We start from the raw sequence: 15,321 nt of genomic DNA, 5'->3' as shown, positions 1-15,321 counted from the left end.
GGGCCGGGAATCGCACCGCCGTGTTCGGCTGACCACGGCGGGGCCCGGGTGCGCCATGAGGATCGCATCCGCGGACGCGGAGCCCGTGCCGAACTCCTGAGAATTTGGCTCGATTCGGGTCGGATGCCGCGCTGCGCGGCGGGAACGACGGATTTCTCCTGAGTTCGGCACGCGGCCCCGGTCCCGCCCCGCGCCGGGGCTGGCCGGGCGGCCCGAGGGTGCCCCCGCGCCCCGCCCCCGGCCTACAGCACCAGGCGGTAGCCCATGCCCTGCTCGGTCAGCAGATGCACCGGGGCCGACGGCTCGGCCTCGAGCTTCTTCCGCAGCTGCGACATGTACAGCCGCAGGTACCCGCTGTCGGCGACCTGCTCGCTCGCCCAGATCTCCTTGAGGAGCGTCTGCCGCGTCACGAGCGAGCCGGGGTTGCGGGCGAGGAACTCCAGCATCCGCCACTCCGTCGGGGTCAGGTGCACGCGGGAGCCGGCGCGCGTGACGGCCTTCGCGGCGAGGTCGATCTCGACGTCGCCGAACCGCACGACGGACTCGCCGCTCGCGGGGACGGCCCGCCGGCCGTGCACCCGCAGGCGGGCGAGCAGCTCGTCGATCTGGAACGGCTTGGTGACGTAGTCGTCGGCGCCGGCGTCCAGCGCCTCCACCTTGTCGGCGGAACCGGTGCGGCCGGACACGACGATGATCGGCGCGGTCGTCCACCCGCGCAGCGCTTGGATCACCTGCACGCCGTCGAGGTGCGGCATCCCAAGGTCGAGCAGCACGATGTCGGGGTGCGCCTGCGCGGCCAGCGTGATCGCCGCCGCCCCGTCGGCCGCGGCGACGACGTCGTATCCGTGGGCGGCGAGGGTGATCCGCAGCGCCCGCACGAGCTGCGGATCGTCGTCGGCGATCAGGACCTTCATCGGGTCTCCGTTCGGGGGAGGGATGCCGCGGCCCCGGCGTCGCGCGGGGTCTCGGGTGGCGCATCGCCGCGGGATGCCGCGCCCTCGGCGTCGCGCGGGGTTTCGGCATCCACCGCCACCGGCAACGCAATCACCATCGTGAGCCCGCCGCCGGGGGTGTCCTCGGGGGTCAGCGTTCCGCCCATGCCCTCGGCGAAGCCGCGCGACAGCGCGAGGCCGAGGCCGAGGCCCACGGTGTTGTCGGTGTCGCCGAGGCGCTGGAACGGCGCGAACATGTCGGTGCGCCGCTCGGGTGCGACGCCGGGGCCGTGGTCGATCACGCGGATCTCGGCGACCCCGCCCAAGCGGCTCGTCGCCACCCGGGCCCGGCCCCCGTCGGGGGTGAACCGCACGGCGTTGCTCAGGACGTTCACGAGCACCCGCTGCAGCAGGACCGGGTCCGCCTGCAGCGGCGGCAGGTCGGGGTCGAGGGCCAGCTCGACGTCGTCGGGACCGAGGCCGAGCTCGTCGAGCGCGACCAGGACGATCCCCGCGGCGTCCACCGGAGCCAGCGACACCGCGAGCACTCCGGCCTGCACGCGGCTGACGTCCAGCAGGTCGGTGACGAGCACCGACAGCGTGGCCAGGCTCTCGTCGGCGGTCTCCAGCAACTCGCGGCGATCGTCCGCGGAGAGCTGATCGCCGGCGGCGCGCAGTCCACCGAGCGCGGCGACGGCGGCGGCGAGAGGCCGGCGCAGATCGTGGCTCACCGCCGAGAGCAGGGCGCTGCGTACCTGGTCGGTTGCGGCGAGGACCCCCGCCTCGGCGGCGGTCTCGGCCAGATCGGTGCGCTCGAGGGCGGCGGCGAGCTGCGCGACGACGACGTCGAGGAGGCGCCGCTCCGTGGCATCCAGGTCTCTGCCGTGCAGTTCGAGTACCGCGCGTCCGTCGCCGACGGGCACCGTGGTCGCCCGGCCGTCGCGGACCGGTTCGCCGTCGGTGGCGAGCACGGAACCATCGGATGCCACGAGTCGCACGCCCGCGAGCGCGAACGCCTCGCGGGCGCGGGACACCAGCGCGGGCACCGCGCTCTCGCCGCGGAGGACGCTGCCGGCCACCGTGGCGAGCAGCTCGGACTCGGCCGCGGCCCGACGCGCGGCTCGGGCGCGCCGGGCGGCCTGGTCGACGACGACGCTCACGAGCATCGCGATGATGACGTACAGCACCAGGGCGATCACGTGGATCGGGTTGGCGATGGTCACCGTGTACAGCGGCTGGATGAACAGGAAGTCCAGGGTCAGCCCCGACAGCACCGCCGCGAACACCGCGGGCCAGATGCCGCCGATCAGGGCCACGACGACGACGAGCAGCTGGTAGGCGAGGACATCGGTCGTGATCGACTCGTCGGTCCCCGTGGCGATGAGCAGCCACGACAGCAGCGGGCCGCCCGCGAGCGCCGTGAGGAACCCGAGGATGCGCCGCTTCGCGCTCAGCGCGGGTCCGGCGAGGCGGGGGAGGGCGAAGCGGCCGCCGGCGCGCGCGTGGTTCACGATGTGCACGTCGATGTCGCCGGACAGGCGGATGACGGTCGCGCCGATGCCCGGGCCGGTGAGGGCGGCGCCGAGGCGTCCGCGGCGGCTGACACCGATGACGAGCTGCGACGCGTTCACCGACCGGGCGAAATCGACGAGGGCCGTGGCGACCTCGTCGCCCACCACCTGGTGGTACGTCCCGCCGAGCGACTCGACGAGCGCGCGCTGCGCGGCGAGGGCGCCGGGTTCCTCGGCGCGCAGCCCGTCCTGCGTCGACACGTGCACGGCGAGCAGCTCGCCGCCGGCGGAGCGCGCGGCGATGCGGGCGCCGCGCCGGATCAGCGTCTCGCCCTCCGCGCCGCCCGTGAGCGCGACGACGACCCGCTCGCGGGCCTGCCACGACCCCTCGATGCCCTGCTCCACGCGGTACCGCTGCAGCGCGGAGTCGACCTCGTCGGCGAGCCACAGCAGCGCGAGCTCGCGCAGCGCCGTCAGGTTGCCGAGCCGGAAGTAGTTCGACAGGGCCGCGTCGATCCGCTCCGCCGGATACACGAACCCGGATGCCAGCCGGTCGCGCAACGACTGGGGGGCGAGGTCGACGACCTCGATCTGGTCGGCCGCGCGGACCACGGCATCCGGGACCGTCTCCCGCTGCACCACGCCGGTGATCTTCTCGACGACGTCGCCGAGCGAGGCGACGTGCTGCACGTTGACCGTCGTGATGACGTCGATGCCCGCGTCCAGGAGGGCCTCGACGTCCTGCCAGCGTTTCTCGTGCGCCGACCCGGGTGCGTTGGTGTGCGCGAGCTCGTCGACCAGCGCGATCTGCGGGTGGCGTAAGAGCACGGCATCCAGGTCCATCTCGTCGAGGTCGACGCCCCGGTGCGCGACGGCCCGGCGCGGGACGACCTCGAGTCCCTCGGCCTGCGCGGCGGTGGCAGCGCGGCCGTGCGTCTCGACGATCGCGATGACGACGTCGCGGCCCTCTTCGCGCAGCCGGCGGCCCTCCTCGAGCATCTCGTACGTCTTGCCGACGCCGGGAGCTGCCCCGAGCAGCACGCGCAGGTGCCCGCGCTTCACGCCGCGCTCCCGCGAGGCCGCTGGGGTCTCGGTGTCCAAGGCACGCGGAGCCGAGGCGCGGCGATCCGCGTGTCTTGGACACTCAAGATCTTCGCGGGCCCGGGTGCCGGCGCGGCCGGGAGTGCGCGTGCGGCACCGGTCGTGGACGCGCCGCGGTGGGCTGCGCGGGCGGCGTTCGCGCTATTGAGGTTCAGTGTCCAAGACACGCGGAGCCGAGGCGCGCCGATCCGCGTGTCTTGGACACTCAACGTGGGTGCGGCGCCGGGCGCCGACACGCCGCCCACCGCGCCGGACGCGCCGAACCGCCGCCGCCCGGGGAGGGCGACGGCGGCGGCGGGAAGCGTGCGCATGTCAGCGATTCTCGCGCGTCAGAGCGCGTCCAGCGCGCGGTTGAGCTCGAGGACGTTCACGCGCGGGTCGCCGAGGAACCCCAGGTCGCGCGGCAGCGTGTGCTGCGCGATGAGCGCTTCGACGTCGGAGACCGGGATGCCACGGGCCTCCGCGATCCGCGCGGCCTGCCGTTCCGCGTTCGCGACGGAGATGTCCGGGTCGAGGCCGGAGCCCGACGAGGTGACCGCGTCGGCGGGGACCGCGCCGGCGCCGTTCAGCTGCTCGAACGTCGCGCGGCCCTGCTGGATCGAGGCGATGAGATCCGCATTCTCCGGGCCGAGGTTCGATCCGGTCGAGGCGGCGGCGTCCCAGGAGGCGGCGGACGGACGCGACTGGAAGTACTGCGGCAGCGCGTTGCCGTCGGCATCCTGGAACGACTGCGCGATGAGCGACGAACCGACGACGGTGCCGTCCGCGGCACGCACGAGCGAGCCGTTGGCCTGGGACGGGAGGGCGAGCTGACCGATCCCGGTGATGAGCAGCATGTAGCCGACGCCGAGGAGCACGGTGAAGACGAGCATCGCGCGGACGGCGACGCCGGCGGTACGCAGGGTGGTGCGCATGACGGGGCCTTTCAGAATCCCGGGAGCAGGCTCACGACGAGGTCGATGAGCTTGATGCCGATGAAGGGGACGAGGATGCCGCCGAGCCCGTAGACGAGCAGGTTGCGGCTGAGGATGCTCGAGGCGCTCGCCGCGCGGTACTTCACACCGCGCAGGGCGAGGGGGATGAGCACGATGATGACGATCGCGTTGAAGATGATCGCGCTCAGCACCGCGGAGGCCGGCGACGAGAGCTGCATGACGTTGAGCACCGCGAGTCCCGGGAAGACGCCCATGAACATCGCCGGGATGATCGCGAAGTACTTCGCGATGTCGTTCGCGAGCGAGAACGTCGTGAGCGCGCCGCGCGTGATGAGCAGCTGCTTGCCGATGCGCACGATGTCGATGAGCTTCGTCGGGTCGCTGTCGAGGTCGACCATGTTGCCGGCCTCCTTCGCGGCCGACGTGCCGGTGTTCATCGCGACGCCGACGTCGGCCTGTGCGAGCGCGGGGGCGTCGTTCGTGCCGTCACCGGTCATCGCGACGAGGTTGCCGCCCTCCTGCTCGCGGCGGATGAGGGCGAGCTTGTCCTCGGGCGTGGCCTCGGCGAGGTAGTCGTCGACGCCCGCCTCGGCCGCGATGGCCTTCGCGGTGAGCGGGTTGTCACCCGTGATCATCACGGTGCGGATGCCCATGGCCCGCAGCTCCCCGAACCGCTCGCGGAGGCCGTCCTTCACGACGTCTTTGAGGTGGATGACACCGAGCACGCGCCCCTCGCCCGCGGGCGTGAGGGTCGCGACGACCAGCGGGGTGCCGCCGGACTGGGCGATGGCATCCGTCTCCTCCTGCAGCTGCGCGCGCAGCGTCTCGGGAACGGGCGATCCGGATGCCGCGAGCCAGGCGACCACGGCCGACGCGGCGCCCTTGCGGACCTGCGTGCCGTCGGTGAGGTCGAGGCCGCTCATGCGGGTCTGGGCCGTGAACGGGACGGGCTCCGCGCCGCGGGGCATCTCGGCGACGATCCCCTGCGCCGCGGCGAGCTCGACGACCGACGTGCCCTCGGGCGTGGGGTCGGCCTGCGACGACATCGACGCGTACTCCGCCAGGAGTGGCCCGCCGACGCCCTCCATCGGGACGAACGCCGACGCGCGACGGTTGCCGTAGGTGATCGTTCCGGTCTTGTCGAGCAGCAGCGTCGTGACGTCGCCCGCGGCCTCGACGGCGCGGCCCGACATCGCCAGGACGTTCCGCTGCACGAGCCGGTCCATGCCCGCGATGCCGATCGCGCTCAGCAGCGCCCCGATCGTCGTGGGGATCAGGCACACGAGCAGCGCGACGAGCACGGGGATCGACACCGGCGACGCGGCGTACGACGCGATCGGGTTCAGCACCAGGACCACGACGACGAACACGATCGAGAGGCTCGCCAGCAGGATGTTCAGCGCGATCTCGTTCGGCGTCCGCTGCCGCGACGCGCCCTCGACGAGCGCGATCATGCGGTCGACGAACGTCTCGCCGGGCTTCGACGTGATCGTCACGACGATGCGGTCGCTGAGCACGCGCGTGCCGCCGGTGACGGCGCTGCGGTCGCCGCCCGACTCGCGGACGACGGGGGCCGACTCGCCCGTGATCGCCGACTCGTCGACGGTCGCGATGCCCGCGACGATGTCGCCGTCGCCCGGGATCAGCTGCCCCGCCTCGACGAGCACGACGTCGCCGACTCTCAGGTCGCCGGACGGGACCTCCTCGATCCGGGCGGTGGATGCCAGGGGGTCGGCCTTCGTGTCGTAGGAGACGACGCGGCGGGCGGTGGTCGTCGTCCGCGTCTTGCGGAGCGTCGCGGCCTGCGCCTTGCCGCGGCCCTCGGCGACCGACTCGGCGATGTTCGCGAAGAACACCGTGAGCCACAGCCAGATCGCGATGCCCCACGTGAAGCCGAAGGGGAGCGAGGCCTCGTCAGTGCCGCCGTCTCCGAGGAACGGCTCGGTGATCGCGATGAGGGTGGTGAGAGCCGCCCCCACCCACACGAGGAACATCACGGGGTTGCGCCACTGCGACGCGGGGTTGAGCTTCTTCGCGGCGCCCGGGAGCGCGGCGACGATCTGCGCGGCGCTGAACGCGCGGCGCGGAGCGGCCGGGGTCGGGGCCTCGGCGGGAGCCGGGGCGTGGGTGAGCGTGGACATCAGCGGGTAAGTCCTTCGGCGAGGGGTCCCAGGGTGAGGACCGGGAAGTAGGTGAGGGCCGTGACGATGACCGCCACGCCCGCGAGGAGGCCCGCGAACTGCGGGCGGTACGTCGGCAGGGTCCCGGCGGTGGCGGGAACGGCATCCTGCGCCGCGAGGGAACCCGCCAGGGCCAGCACGAACACGATCGGCAGGAAGCGTCCGAGGAGCATCGCGACCGCGAGGGCCGTGTTGAACCACGGGGTGTTCGCGGTGAGTCCCGCGAACGCCGAGCCGTTGTTGTTCGCCGCCGAGGTGAAGGCGTACAGCACCTCGCTGAGGCCGTGGACGCCCGGGTTCAGGATCGAGGTCGACTCGACATCGTCCCGGATGCCGGGCAGGCCGAAGCTCAGCGCGGTCCCGGCGAGCACGAGGGTGGGCGTGACGAGGATGTACAGGCTCGCGAGCTTGATCTCGCGCGGCCCGATCTTCTTGCCGAGGTACTCGGGCGTCCGTCCGATGAGCAGCCCGCCGACGAACACCGCGATCACGGCGAGGATCAGCATGCCGTACAGGCCCGAGCCGACGCCGCCCGGAGCGATCTCGCCGAGCATCATGTTGATCATCGGCATCATGCCGCCGAGCGCCGTGTAGCTGTCGTGCATCGAGTTGACCGCACCCGTCGAGGTCAGGGTGCTCGTCGTCCCGAAGAGCGTCGAGCCGAAGATGCCGAAGCGCACTTCCTTGCCCTCCATCGCACCGCCCGCGAGCTGCGGGGCGCTTCCGGCACCGGCGAGCTCGGCCCACGTGAGGAGGGCAGCGGATGCCACGAAGATCGCCGCCATCACGCCGAGGATCGTGTAGCCCTGGCGGTCGTCACCGACGATGCGGCCGAAGGCGCGGGGCAGTGAGAACGGGATCACGAGCATCAGGAAGATCTCGAACAGGTTCGTCCACGGGGCAGGGTTCTCGAACGGGTGCGCCGAGTTGACGTTGAAGAACCCGCCGCCGTTCGTGCCGAGGAGCTTGATCGCCTCCTGGGATGCCACGGGTCCGCCCGGGATCGACTGGGCCGCGCCCGCGAGGGTCGTGGCATCCGTGAATCCGCTCAGGTTCTGGATGACGCCGCCGGCGAGCAGCACGATCGCCGCAACGATCGAGAACGGCAGCAGCAGCCGATAGGTGCCGCGGACGAGGTCGACCCAGAAGTTGCCGATCACGCCGCTGCGGCGGTACGCGAAACCGCGCACCAGAGCGACAGCGATGGCGATGCCGACGGCGGCGCTCACGAAGTTCTGGACGGTCAGCGCGGCGAACTGCACCGTGTAGCCGAGCGTCGTCTCGCCCGAGTACGACTGCCAGTTGGTGTTCGTGACGAACGAGACCGCGGTGTTGAAGGACAGGGCCTCGCCCGGGGCGTCGAGGCCCAGCGAGAACGGCAGCAGCGGCTGCAGACGCATGATCGCGTACACGAACACGACGCCCGCCGCCGAAAACAGCAGCACGGACCGCAGGTACGCCTGCCAGGTCTGGGAGCCGCGCGGGTCGACGCCGATGAGGCGGTAGGTGCCCCGCTCCACGGCGAGGTCGCGCTCGCCGGTGTAGATGCGGGCGATGTAGTCGCCGAGCGGGCGGTACGCCAGGCCCAGGGCGACGATGAGCGTGAGGCTGGTCAGGACGATGGACCAGATGCTTCCGGCATCCATCAGAACTTCTCCGGACGGACGAGCGCGATCACGAGGTAGACGATCGCGGCGACGGCGAGGACGGCGGCGAGGATGCTCATGCGGAGTCGCCCCCTCGCTCGGGTGCGGCGCTGCGCGATGAGCGCTCGGGCGCCGGGGCGGGGGCGGCGGCGGGCGGCTGGGCGCCGCGGCCGGGGATGCGCGCGGAGGGAGCGCCGGGCTGCGGGCCCAGCTTCTCGACCCCCTGCGCGATGAGGGCGACCAGCGCGAAGAGCGCCAGGATCGCGACGAGGTAGACGACATCGAGCACGATGACTCCAGATTCGGGAGCTTCCGCGCGACTGCTGTGGCGCGGGTGCCGTGGGGCGGCACGTGTGTCGATGCAACTCCTGTGCGCCGCGGGATTCCGCGGTCCTAACGCTTTCCCTACGGCCCGCCCACGGACGCATACGAGGTGCATACGCGGCGGTCCGCCGACGCCGATGGGATCGCCGTCCGGTACACAACGAAGGAGATCCGCGGTCCAGGGTCTGCCGTCGCGCGTCGTTCCGTGCGTCCCAAACCGAATCTCCTTCGTTGTGTACCGGCGGGCGGGGCGGGCCGCGGGCCGACGGCCGGGGCGAGGTACTACTCGCTCTTGCTAAGTACCGGTACTCAGTGTTACTTTCTAGCGGTAGTCAACGTTGAGGAGTACCGCATGGGGAGACACGACACCGAGATGCTCAAGGGGGTGCTCGAGGGCGTCGTCCTGGCCGTCCTTGCACGACGCCCGGCGTACGGATACGAGATCACCGCCGACCTCCGCGAGCGGGGGTTCACCGACCTCGCCGAGGGCACGGTCTACGCGATCCTCGTCCGCATCGAACAGCGGGATCTCGTCGACGTCGAGAAGGTGGCATCCGAGAAGGGGCCGCCGCGCAAGGTCTTCACCCTCAACGACACGGGGCGAGAGCAGCTCGCCGAATTCTGGACCACTTGGGGTCTGCTCGCCGATCGGCTCGAGCAGCTCCGCAACGAAGGGAACTGACATGGCCTGGTACGAGAAGATCATCGGCGACCTGGGCGCCAAGAAGCAGTGGCGGGAGTATCGCCGCCGCCTCGACGCCCTCCCCGCTCCTTACCGGCAGGCGGGCCGCGCGCTCGAACGGTACGTGCTCAACCTCGGGCCGACGGATGACAGCGACGCGCTGATCCGTATGGTGACCGACCTTGCCGACCTGCTCGAGCAGGCCGCCGCGGCAGGCACGCCCATCCGCGACGTGACGGGCGCCGAACCGTCCGTCTTCGCCGAGGAGTTCATGGCGAACTACGGCGACGGCAGCTGGATCGGACGCGAGCGCGCCCGCCTCGCCCGCGCGATCGACGAGGCGGCCCAGTCCCAGGGCTGATCGCCCTCTCCCACACGCGTCCTCCGGAACCGGCTGGCCGGAGGCGATGGCCTCGTGCGCCCTCCGGCCGGAACAACACGAGAGGAACACCATGCCCATCACCGATACCGGTCCCGCCATCCGCGTGCGGAACCTCACCAAGTCCTACGGCGACGTCGCCGTGCTGCGGGGTCTCGACCTCGACGTCGAGAGAGGCACCATCGTCGCGCTCCTCGGCTCCAACGGCGCCGGCAAGACGACGGCCGTCCGCATCCTGTCGACGCTGCTGCGTGCCGACGGCGGGACGGCGGTCGTCGCCGGAGCCGACGTCGCGACCCAGGCCGCCCGCGTGCGCGCCGCGATCAGCCTCACGGGGCAGTTCGCCGCCGTCGACGAGGTCCTGACCGGTCGCGAGAACCTCATGCTCGTCGCCCGTCTGCGACACCTGCCCGACCCCGGTCGGGTGGCCGACGCGCTGCTCGAGCGTTTTTCGCTCACGGATGCCGCGCGCCGAGCGGCATCCACGTATTCCGGCGGCATGCGCCGGCGCCTCGACATCGCGATGAGCCTCGTGGGGGAGCCCGCGGTGGTCTTCCTCGACGAGCCGACGACGGGGCTCGACCCGCAAGCCCGCCTCGAGGTGTGGGATGCCGTGCGCTCGCTCGCCGCGTCCGGCACCACGGTGCTGCTCACGACGCAGTACCTCGACGAGGCCGAGCACCTCGCGGACCGCATCGCGATCCTGCACGGCGGCCGCATCATTGCCGAGGGGACGCTCGCGGAGCTCCGTGCGCTGTTCCCGCCGACGACCGTGGAGTACGTCGAGAAGCAGCCCACCCTCGAGGAGATCTTCCTCGCCATCGTCGGTTCCGCCGGCCCGCTCTCCGAGGAGGAGTCATGAACACATACGCCCTGTCCGACACCGCCGTCCTCACCGGCCGGTCGCTCCGGCACATCCTCCGCAGCCCCGACACGATCGTGACGACCGCGATCATGCCGGTCGCGATCATGCTGCTGTTCGTCTTCGTCCTGGGCGGCGCGGTCGACACGGGCGGCACCGCGTACGTGGATTTCCTGCTGCCCGGCATCCTGCTGATCACCGTGGCATCCGGAATCGCGTACACCGCGTACCGCGTCTTCCTCGACGTCCGCGGCGGGATCGTCGACCGGTTGCGGTCGATGCCGATCGCGCCGGCGAGCGTCCTGTGGGGACACGTCCTCACGTCGCTGCTGGCGAACGCGGTGTCGCTCGGGCTGGTGATCGGCGTGGCGCTGCTCGTCGGCTTCCGCTCGGGCGCGTCGGTCGGCGCATGGCTGGGGGTGGTCGGCATTCTGATGGCGTACACGCTCGCCCTCACGTGGGTGGCGGTGATCGCCGGACTCGCGGCGAAGACCATCGACGGCGCCAGCGCGTTCAGCTACCCGCTGATCTTCCTGCCGTTCGTGAGCTCGGCGTTCGCGCCCACCGACACCATGCCCGGGCCCGTGCGCTGGTTCGCCGAGAACCAGCCCGTGACGTCCCTCGTGGATGCCATCCGCGCCCTGCTCGCGCAGCAGCCCGTCGGCGCGAGCGTGTGGATCGCACTGGCGTGGTGCGCCGGCATCCTCGCGGTCGCGTGGGTGGTCGCGGTGGCGCTGTTCCGCCGCGCGGGGCGCTGAGCGGGGCTTCGGTCCGGCCTAGCGCCGGGTGGGGGCGGGCGCCGTAACCCCGGTTCAGTGTCCAGGACACGCGGGTGTCGTCGCGAGGCGTCCGCGTGTCTTGGACACTCAACGGGGTGGGGCTCGCCGGGGGCGGGATGCCGCGGGCTCAGGCCTGGGCGTCGCCCTCGGCGCGACGGCGGCGCACCTGCTCCTCGAGGTCGGCGAGGTACATCTCGCGCTCGAGGTCGGCGATCTGCTGCTCGGTCGTCCGGCGGTCGTGGGCACGCGGCGCCGGAGCCGGCTCGGCATCCTTCTGCCACCGCCGGGGGTCGCCGAACGACATCGGCTCGCCGCGCTGCTCCCACTCGCGGCCGATCGTGAACCACAGGATCGACCCGACCAACGGCAGCAGCACGATGAAGAACACCCACGCGAACTTCGGCAGGTGCTTTACCTGGTCGTCACGGCGGGTGATGGCGTCGATCAGCGCGAACACCATGATGGCCAGGGTGAGCAGAGCGAGGATCGGCATGGCATCCACCCTGTCCTAGACGGGCCGTCACGTCTACCGACCGCGACGGCGCCGCGGCGCGGTGAGCCAAACTCCTGAGATTCTGCGCACGAGACGCCGTCCGCCCGCCCACACGCCGAGCAGGCTGCCGTTCTTCAGGAGTTTCGCCCGCCCGGCCCCCGGGCCGCGGCTCAGGAACCCGAGCCGCGCGGCGCCTTCGTCCGATGCGTCGGGACCTCGGCCACGGGCTGGCCGCCGCGCTGCTGGCCCGGGAGCGGGCGGGAGCGGCGACCGTAGATGACCTCGGACGAGTCGAGCAGCCACGGCACGAGGGTGATCGAGACGCCGTGCACGAGCATGAGCTGCTGCGCGAGGCGGCGCGAGCGGCGGTTGTGGAGGATCGACTCCCACCAGTGCCCGACGATGAACTGCGGCAGGTACACCGTGACGACCGCGGAGCCGTGCTTCTCGCGGTACGACTTGATGAACGACGTCACCGGCGACGTGTACGTGCGGTACGGCGACTCGATGATGACGAGCGGGATGGGCATGTCGTGCTCCGCCCATTCCTTCTGGAGGCTCGTGGCATCCTCTTCCGAGATCGCGACGTGGACCGCGAGGGTCTTGTCGTGCTTGGCGGCGAGGGCGTAGTCGATGGCCTTCACGACCGGCTTCTGCAGGCGGTTCACGAGGATGATCGCGACGTCGCCGGACGAACCGAAGTGCACCGTGTCGTCCATGCGGATCTCGTGCTCGACGTCGCGGTAGTAGCGGTTCACGCCAAGCATCAGGGTCGCGAGGATCGGGATCGCGATGAACACGAGCCACGCGCCGTGCGTGAACTTCGTGATCGTGACGATGAGCAGCACGAGCACCGTGAACGTCGCGCCGAGCGAGTTGATCCACAGGCCCGAGATCGCCGATCGGCGCTCGTACCGCGCGCTCTGCTGGCGGGCGGCGTCGGGGGAGAGGGCGTGGAGTCCCGCGAGCGTCCGCCGCCAGTGCTTGACCATGCCGATCTGGCCGAGCGAGAACGACACGAACACACCGATGATGTACAGCTGGATCAGGGTCGTGAGGTTCGCCTGGTAGACGATCAGCACGCCGATGGCGACGATGCCGAGGATCACCATGCCGTTCGAGTACACGAGGCGGTCGCCGCGGGTGTTGAGGGCCTTGGGGGCGTAGCCGTCGCGGGCGAGCACGGCGCCGAGCAGCGGGAAGCCGTTGAACGCGGTGTTGGCCGCGAGCAGCAGCACGCACGCGGTAGCGGCCTGGATGATGAAGAACGGGATGCTGTTCATGCCGAAGGTGGCGGCGGCCACCTGCGCCATGAGGCTCGGCTGCGGGTTGTTCGCGCAATCGAAGCCGATGAGGTTGCAGGGGTTCTCGGCGTAGTGCACGCCGGAGAGCAGGGCGAGCAGCGTCAGACCGACGAACAGCGCGATGGCGATGCCGCCCATGAGGGTCAGCGTCGTCTGGGCGTTGCGGATCTTCGGCTTCCGGAACGCGGGCACACCGTTCGAGACGGCCTCGACACCGGTGAGGGCCGAGCAGCCGCTCGAGAACGCGCGCAGCACGAGGAGGATCATCGCGGCCTGCGTCATCGATTCCGCTTGGACGTCGTAGTTCGCGCTGGATGCCACGGGCACATCGCCGAACAGCGTGCGGGCGAGGCCCACGACGATCATGACGCCCACCGACCCGATGAACAGGTACGTCGGGATCGCGAACACCGACGACGCCTCGCGGACGCCACGGAGGTTGACGATGACGATGAGGATGACGAACCCGACGGCGATCTCGACGCGGAAGTCGTTGATCTCGGGCAGCGCCGAGATGATGTTGTCGACCCCGGATGCCACCGACACGGCGACCGTGAGCACGTAGTCGACCAGCAGCGCGGCGGCGACCACCACGCCGGGGACTTCGCCGAGGTTCTTGCTCGCGACCTCGTAGTCGCCACCGCCGGAGGGGTACGCCTTGATGAGCTGGCGGTAGCTCAGGACGACGACGACGAGCAGCACCACGACGGCCGCGGCGACCCACGGGCTGAGCGTCAGCAGAGCCGTTCCGCCGATCAGCAGGATCATCAGCAGCTCCTGTGGCGCGTAGGCCACGGAGGAGAGTGCGTCGGAGGCGAAGATGGGGAGGGCCATCTTCTTGGGCAGGAGCTGCTCGTCGAGTTTTTCCGACGTGAGAGGCTCGCCGATCAGGATGCGCTTGGCCATCGGCGTCTGTTCGCCGGGCTCGCGACTTTCGTCAGTCACGGCGCGCGACATTACGCGTCCTGCCGCCCGTATGCAATCTGACGCACGGGACGTTCACCGGGTGGTAGTCCACTGGCGAGACACAATACGACCCGTAACGGCCGCAACTCCGTGGGTCGGACATGTATTCCCTAGTATTCCCGGGTGCACAACATCGTCGGATCCGGGCTCCTCGCGGTGCTGCTCGGCGGTGTCGTCGCGGTGCTCGCGTTCGTCCCGTTCGTCGCGGTCAGCTACCGCCGTCGCGGCGGTCTGTCGTTCGGGCGCAGCGTGCTGTGGGCGGGCGCCGCGGTCTACTTCTGGGCGATCTGGACGTACACGCTCGTGCCCCTCCCCGACAGCGATGACTACCGCTGCGCGGGCACGAACCTCCGCCCGTTCCAGTTCGTCGACGAGATCCGCGAGGCCGTCGCCGTCTCCGGCCGCTACCTGACGGATCCGGTCGTGCTCCAGGTGGCGCTCAACGTGCTCCTGTTCGTGCCGCTCGGGTTCTTCCTGCGCGTGCTCGGGGGACGTGGCATCCTGATCGCCGGTCTCGTCGGGCTCGCGGTCAGCGGGGTGATCGAGACGACGCAGCTGACCGGCGTGTGGGGGATCTTCCCGTGCGCGTACCGCGTGTTCGACGTCGACGACCTCATCGCCAACACGTCCGGAGCACTTCTGGGATCGCTCGTGGCGTTCGTCGTTCCGCGGAAGCACCGAGGACTGGAGAAGACTCCGGATGCCGACCTCCCCCGTCCCGTCACGCGGGGGCGTCGGGTGCTCGGCATCCTGTGCGACGTGCTCGGCGTCGGTCTGCTGCAGTCGGGCATCGCCGTGGCGCTGCAGGCGGTGCTGGTCGTGCTGTTCGAGGACCCGGGTCGCACCGGCCCGCTCTCGTCGACGGTGGGGACGGCCGTCGCGGCGGTCGTGTGGCTCGCGGTGATCCTCGCCACGGGGCGTTCGGTCGGCGACCTCGCGACGCGCGTCCGCTACACGGACGGCGTGCTGCCCACCTGGCTCGCGCGCGTGCTGCGATTCCTCACCGGTGCGGCGTCGTACTCGGTGCTCGAGACGCTGCCGGCCCCGTGGGGGCTGTCGTCGGGGCTCCTGCTGCTGGCGACGCTCGTGCTGCTGTTCGTGTGGAAGGACGGCCGCGGCCTGACGGGCTGGATCGGCGGGCGGCGTCTGGTCGACGATCGCGCCGGCGTGGTGACCCCGGCGGTCGACGCCGGAACGGCTCGAAACCCCGAGAATCCTCGATGACAA

14 protein-coding genes are annotated in these 15,321 nt (G+C 71.0%); 5 read left to right on the top strand and 9 right to left on the bottom strand.

Translation table 11 applies throughout. The features are described from left to right. Positions 1–242: 242 nt before the first annotated feature. From RKD05_RS05255 to RKD05_RS05225, 7 genes are all read right to left on the bottom strand, one after another. The gene (locus RKD05_RS05255) at positions 243–914 is read right to left on the bottom strand and encodes a response regulator (RefSeq protein ID WP_063257762.1); all 672 of its coding nucleotides are present in this window, start codon (positions 912–914) and stop codon (positions 243–245) included. Next, the gene (locus tag RKD05_RS05250; protein ID WP_424708497.1) at positions 911–3,505 is read right to left on the bottom strand and encodes a DUF4118 domain-containing protein; all 2,595 of its coding nucleotides are present in this window, start codon (positions 3,503–3,505) and stop codon (positions 911–913) included. The genes RKD05_RS05255 and RKD05_RS05250 overlap by 4 nt, the downstream gene beginning before the upstream one ends. Before the next feature lie 368 nt (positions 3,506–3,873). Beyond that, positions 3,874–4,458, bottom strand: coding sequence for a potassium-transporting ATPase subunit KdpC (kdpC, locus tag RKD05_RS05245; protein WP_424708496.1), 585 nt, complete (start codon positions 4,456–4,458; stop codon positions 3,874–3,876). An 11-nt stretch (positions 4,459–4,469) separates the two neighbouring features. Beyond that, positions 4,470–6,620, bottom strand: coding sequence for a potassium-transporting ATPase subunit KdpB (gene kdpB, locus RKD05_RS05240; RefSeq protein ID WP_424708495.1), 2,151 nt, complete (start codon positions 6,618–6,620; stop codon positions 4,470–4,472). Further along, positions 6,620–8,305, bottom strand: coding sequence for a potassium-transporting ATPase subunit KdpA (gene kdpA, locus RKD05_RS05235; RefSeq protein WP_424708494.1), 1,686 nt, complete (start codon positions 8,303–8,305; stop codon positions 6,620–6,622). Before kdpA ends, kdpB begins: the two co-directional genes overlap by 1 nt. Then, positions 8,305–8,385: a potassium-transporting ATPase subunit F gene (locus RKD05_RS05230; protein ID WP_022878711.1), complete on the bottom strand. Its 81-nt coding sequence runs from the start codon at positions 8,383–8,385 to the stop codon at positions 8,305–8,307. The genes kdpA and RKD05_RS05230 overlap by 1 nt, the downstream gene beginning before the upstream one ends. Further along, positions 8,382–8,594, bottom strand: a complete 213-nt coding sequence (locus RKD05_RS05225; protein ID WP_424711889.1) for a hypothetical protein — start codon at positions 8,592–8,594, stop codon at positions 8,382–8,384. The genes RKD05_RS05230 and RKD05_RS05225 overlap by 4 nt, the downstream gene beginning before the upstream one ends. A gap of 387 nt (positions 8,595–8,981) precedes the next feature. Here RKD05_RS05225 and RKD05_RS05220 point away from each other — a divergent pair, with 387 nt between their 5' ends. The 4 genes from RKD05_RS05220 (at position 8,982) to RKD05_RS05205 (ending at position 11,310) form a co-directional block, all read left to right on the top strand. Next, positions 8,982–9,311, top strand: a complete 330-nt coding sequence (locus RKD05_RS05220) for a PadR family transcriptional regulator (protein ID WP_424708493.1) — start codon at positions 8,982–8,984, stop codon at positions 9,309–9,311. Position 9,312: 1 nt separating this feature from the next. Beyond that, positions 9,313–9,672 carry a DUF1048 domain-containing protein gene (locus RKD05_RS05215; protein ID WP_424708491.1) on the top strand — a complete coding sequence of 120 codons (360 nt, stop codon included), beginning with the start codon at positions 9,313–9,315 and terminating at the stop codon, positions 9,670–9,672. A gap of 91 nt (positions 9,673–9,763) precedes the next feature. Further along, complete coding sequence (locus RKD05_RS05210) at positions 9,764–10,552, top strand: ABC transporter ATP-binding protein (RefSeq protein ID WP_424708489.1); 789 nt, start codon at positions 9,764–9,766, stop codon at positions 10,550–10,552. Beyond that, positions 10,549–11,310: an ABC transporter permease gene (locus RKD05_RS05205; RefSeq protein ID WP_424708487.1), complete on the top strand. Its 762-nt coding sequence runs from the start codon at positions 10,549–10,551 to the stop codon at positions 11,308–11,310. The genes RKD05_RS05210 and RKD05_RS05205 overlap by 4 nt, the downstream gene beginning before the upstream one ends. 148 nt (positions 11,311–11,458) lie before the next feature. Here the strand turns inward: RKD05_RS05205 and RKD05_RS05200 are convergent, their stop codons facing one another. Together RKD05_RS05200 and RKD05_RS05195 are read right to left on the bottom strand one after the other, a co-directional pair. Continuing rightward, a complete protein-coding gene (locus RKD05_RS05200; RefSeq protein WP_424708486.1) occupies positions 11,459–11,824 on the bottom strand; it encodes a PLD nuclease N-terminal domain-containing protein in 366 nt (121 codons plus the stop codon). Between the two features lie 170 nt (positions 11,825–11,994). After that, positions 11,995–14,085, bottom strand: coding sequence for an APC family permease (locus tag RKD05_RS05195; RefSeq protein WP_424708485.1), 2,091 nt, complete (start codon positions 14,083–14,085; stop codon positions 11,995–11,997). A 132-nt stretch (positions 14,086–14,217) separates the two neighbouring features. Here RKD05_RS05195 and RKD05_RS05190 point away from each other — a divergent pair, with 132 nt between their 5' ends. Further along, entirely contained in the window at positions 14,218–15,318 is a 1,101-nt protein-coding gene (locus tag RKD05_RS05190) for a VanZ family protein (RefSeq protein WP_424708483.1), read from the top strand. Positions 15,319–15,321: the final 3 nt, after the last annotated feature.

It is taken from the genome of Microbacterium sp. SLBN-111 (genome assembly GCF_049739645.1).
Taxonomy (GTDB): domain Bacteria; phylum Actinomycetota; class Actinomycetes; order Actinomycetales; family Microbacteriaceae; genus Microbacterium.
Note: the sequence above shows the minus strand (reverse complement) of the source record. Positions and strands in the feature narration are given on the sequence as shown.

Bases quoted from the DNA above. Each gene is read 5' to 3' on its own strand.
- RKD05_RS05255 (WP_063257762.1), bottom strand. From the start codon at position 914: ATGAAGGTCCTGATCGCCGACGACGATCCGCAGCTCGTGCGGGCGCTG.
- kdpC (WP_424708496.1), bottom strand. From the start codon at position 4,458: ATGCGCACCACCCTGCGTACCGCCGGCGTCGCCGTCCGCGCGATGCTC.
- kdpB (WP_424708495.1), bottom strand. From the start codon at position 6,620: ATGTCCACGCTCACCCACGCCCCGGCTCCCGCCGAGGCCCCGACCCCG.
- kdpA (WP_424708494.1), bottom strand. From the start codon at position 8,305: ATGGATGCCGGAAGCATCTGGTCCATCGTCCTGACCAGCCTCACGCTC.
- RKD05_RS05230 (WP_022878711.1), bottom strand. From the start codon at position 8,385: ATGAGCATCCTCGCCGCCGTCCTCGCCGTCGCCGCGATCGTCTACCTC.
- RKD05_RS05220 (WP_424708493.1), top strand. From the start codon at position 8,982: ATGGGGAGACACGACACCGAGATGCTCAAGGGGGTGCTCGAGGGCGTC.
- RKD05_RS05215 (WP_424708491.1), top strand. From the start codon at position 9,313: ATGGCCTGGTACGAGAAGATCATCGGCGACCTGGGCGCCAAGAAGCAG.
- RKD05_RS05210 (WP_424708489.1), top strand. From the start codon at position 9,764: ATGCCCATCACCGATACCGGTCCCGCCATCCGCGTGCGGAACCTCACC.
- RKD05_RS05205 (WP_424708487.1), top strand. From the start codon at position 10,549: ATGAACACATACGCCCTGTCCGACACCGCCGTCCTCACCGGCCGGTCG.
- RKD05_RS05200 (WP_424708486.1), bottom strand. From the start codon at position 11,824: ATGCCGATCCTCGCTCTGCTCACCCTGGCCATCATGGTGTTCGCGCTG.
- RKD05_RS05195 (WP_424708485.1), bottom strand. From the start codon at position 14,085: ATGTCGCGCGCCGTGACTGACGAAAGTCGCGAGCCCGGCGAACAGACG.